General features: G+C 42.1%; 4 protein-coding genes and 1 pseudogene. All 5 read left to right on the forward strand.

Annotated elements, in window-relative coordinates:
• A partial coding sequence (locus RQ763_RS10780; RefSeq protein ID WP_314152966.1) for an ATP-binding protein occupies window positions 1–201 on the forward strand: 201 nt, incomplete at its 5' end.
• On the forward strand, window positions 191–1,798 hold the full coding sequence (locus RQ763_RS10785) for an FAD-binding protein (protein WP_314152967.1): 1,608 nt from the start codon (window positions 191–193) through the stop codon (window positions 1,796–1,798). The genes RQ763_RS10780 and RQ763_RS10785, both read left to right, overlap by 11 nt.
• The gene (locus RQ763_RS10790; protein WP_314152968.1) at window positions 1,788–2,498 is read left to right on the forward strand and encodes a succinate dehydrogenase/fumarate reductase iron-sulfur subunit; all 711 of its coding nucleotides are present in this window, start codon (window positions 1,788–1,790) and stop codon (window positions 2,496–2,498) included. Before RQ763_RS10785 ends, RQ763_RS10790 begins: the two co-directional genes overlap by 11 nt.
• Before the next feature lie 210 nt (window positions 2,499–2,708).
• Window positions 2,709–3,206 (forward strand): YajQ family cyclic di-GMP-binding protein, encoded by a 498-nt coding sequence (locus RQ763_RS10795; protein WP_294931617.1) that lies wholly within the window; start codon window positions 2,709–2,711, stop codon window positions 3,204–3,206.
• Window positions 3,207–3,215: 9 nt separating this feature from the next.
• Window positions 3,216–3,459: pseudogene (locus RQ763_RS10800) on the forward strand (DNA-binding protein); the annotation flags it as partial.

The raw sequence follows: 3,459 nt of genomic DNA on the forward strand, positions 1-3,459 counted from the left end.
ATAGACGGGGATATAATAGATAAGATTTTTGACCCTTATTTCTCGACAAAATTCGATAAAAACGGCACAGGACTCGGACTTCATATGTCAAAAAATATTATTAAGCAGCATAGTGGCGGCAAACTTTATGTCGAAAATATCCAAAACGGAGCAAAATTTACAATCGAAATAGCCCTAAGCAAGGAAGAGAATGAAAAATAGAGTTATAGTAGTAGGAGCAGGCGGAGCAGGACTTGTTGCCGCCCTGAATGCACATGAAAACGGTGCCGAAGTGGTTGTTATAACAAAAGAGTACCCTACAAGGAGCCAGACATGCATGGCTCAGGGCGGTATCAATGCAGTCTTATCTGGTGATGAGGGCGACAGCGTAGAGATGCATGTCCAAAATACGCTCAAATCTGCGAACGGCTTGGCAAACGAGAGTGCTGTAAGATACATGTGCAAAGAAGCTCCAAAAGCTGTTGCATGGCTTGATAGCATAGGTGTTCCATTTAGCAGAACGCCAAACTCTAAAATCGCCCAAAGAAAACTCGGCGGCGCTTATGCTCCGCGAGCTTGTTACGCTCAGGACTATACGGGTTTGAAAATTCTTCACACGCTTTATGACAGGGTTCTTGCTGCGCAAATTGAGATTTTAAATGAGAGATATCTGCTAGAACTTCTAAGTGAGTTTGACGAGAGCGGCAAAAAATATATCTGCGGCGTAAGTCTGCTTAACAAACGAAGCGGCGAGATAGAGATACATGAAGCCTCAAGTGTAATTATCGCAACGGGAGGCTACAGCAGAGTCTACAATAACTACTCCACAAACTCACTCTCTTCTACCGGTGATGGAGTTGCCGCGGCACTAAGAGCCGGAGCGAGAGTGAGCGATATGGAGTTTGTGCAGTTTCATCCTACTGCGCTCAAGAACTCATCAATTTTAATTTCAGAGAGTGCAAGAGGCGCTGGCGGACATCTTTTAAACTCAAGGGGTGAGAGATTTGTGAACGAGCTTCTGCCGCGTGATGAGGTCTCAAAAGCCATACATGATGAGATTGCAAAGGGTGAAGATACCTACCTTGATATCCGCCATTTGGGTACGGAGTTTATAGAAAAAGAGCTTCCCCAAGAGGTAAAGCTCGCAAAACTTTATGAAAATGTTGACCCCGTTCATGAACTTATCCCTATAAAACCCGCAGCTCACTACACTATGGGTGGGATAGAGGTGGACGCTTCCTCTTCGACATCTATTGCCGGGCTCTTTGCAGCGGGAGAGTGTGCAAACCATAGAGTTCATGGCGCAAACAGGCTAGGCGGAAACTCTCTTTTAGAGCTTGTTGTATTTGGCAGACAAGCGGGAGTTAATGCTGCCAAGTATGCTAAAAATTTCTCTAAAGAGAGAACTCCCGTCAAAGAAAAAAAGTTTTTTGAAGATGAGATTGCAGAGATAAAGAGATTTACAAACGAGATAAATTTTTATGAAAAACAGCTATATTTGGGCGAGCTTTTTTATAAAAATGTAGGGATAAAGAGAGAGAAAGAGGCGCTGCAAGAGACTCTAAAAGTCATAGAAGAGATGAGAGATGATTTGCCAAAGATGGGCGTGGGCGACAAAACAAAAGAGTACAACACAAATCTTATAGAGTTTTTGGAGTTTAAAAATATGCTCATGTTAGCAGAAGCGGTTTTGCTAAGCGCCATAAACAGGCAAGAGAGCAGAGGCGCGCACTTTAGAATCGATTTTCCTGAGGCAGATGAGACATACAGAGCGCACACTATTTTAGATGCAGACAAGAGGGTGAGCTATGAAAATTAATATCAAAAGAGAGAGTGTTGCAGAGTACGATGTCAATATAGATGGCGCGACTCTTTTAGAGGTGTTAAATGAGATAAAAAGAAGCCAAGACCAATCACTTGCTTATAGTAGCGGATGCAGAAGCGGTGTGTGTGGAAGTTGTGCAGTGAGAGTAAACGGACGCGAAGTCTTGGCATGTTCGCATCATGCAAAAGATGGCGACTTAGTAGAGCCGCTTCGCAACACTCCTGTTCTTCGTGATTTGGTTGTTGATATGGATAAAGCCTACTCATTTAATGCAAAGGCAAAAGCATGGCAGAGTTCACTTGCAGAGGGTGTGGAGCTCTCTATAGAAAATCAGCATATAAACGAGCTTCAAAGTGACTGCATACTGTGCGCTTCATGTTATAGCGCATGTCCTGTATATGCCGTCAATAGCGAGTTTTTAGGACCATTTTCACTAACAAGAATCTGGCGCTATGTTAGCGATAAAAGAGAGGCAGACCCAAAAAGCAAGATAGACGCCGTGCAGACAAACGGCGTTTGGGACTGCACGCTCTGCAACGAGTGTACTTTGGTTTGTCCGCAGGGAATCTCAAGCAAGGCAGATATAGAGAAACTAAGGGCAAAAAGTTTTATGTTTGGCTATATGGATCCAAGTTTTACTAATCTAGGTGGAGGATTTGGAGGAGGCTTCAATGACGGGAGTCCTGTTTTTTAAAACAGCTAACACACTTTAAAATATGTTATAATCTGCAATAATTGTTATAAATATAAATAAAAAGAACTAGTTCTTTGAGCTTTACGCTGAGTACTAGGTGCCCCTTGAGGGTAAAACCAAGCGTTAGCGTAGGTATCGGAATTACTTCCGATACCGTGATGAATAGATAAAGAGTTACTTCATTTTATGAAATAAAATTAAGGAATAGAAATGGCAAAAGAATACTCATTTGATATAAGCGCAAAGATTGATATGCAGAGCTTTAAAAACGCTATAAATCTTGTCGATAAAGAGGTAGCAAACCGCTACGATTTCAAGGGAACACCCTATGAAATCAACTACAAAGAGAAAGATAAGCTTTTAGTGCTTATTGCTTCGAGTGATAACAAACTTGATGCACTCAAAGATATTGTTATAGCAAAGCTTTTAAAGCAGGACCTCTCATCGAAAGTGCTTGAGGAGCTAAAAACTGAAGACTCAAGCGGTAACAACCGTAAAGTGACCTTTAAAATAGTCGACTACATTGAGTCAAAAGAGGCTAAAAAAATCGCAGCCGAGATAAAAAACCTCAAACTCAAAGTTACCGCTCAGATAGAGGGTGATTCCATCAGGGTCAAGGGTGCAAAACTAGACGATTTGCAGAAAGTTATCGCAACTATTCGTTCTATGGAGTGGGAAGCCCCGCTTGTATTCGAAAATATGAGATAGGGTGTCGAGATGACAAAACTAAGTATCTCAGATGCCGCTGATAAGCTTGGCGTTTCAAAAGAGGCAATTCACAACCGCATAAGAAGAGGTTCGCTGCAGAGCGTTGTTGAAGATGGCGTAAAGCTTGTCATATTAAGCCCAAACAAGAGTGCGCAGGCAAAAACAGTAAACATGGGCGGCAGAAAAGCAGTTTCTCATGCAGATGAGAGATACTATAAACTTTTAGAAGAGCAGAATGCAAAACTCCAACAAA

The sequence above is a fragment of the Sulfurimonas sp. genome (assembly GCF_032250635.1).
In the GTDB taxonomy this organism is placed as follows: domain Bacteria; phylum Campylobacterota; class Campylobacteria; order Campylobacterales; family Sulfurimonadaceae; genus Sulfurimonas.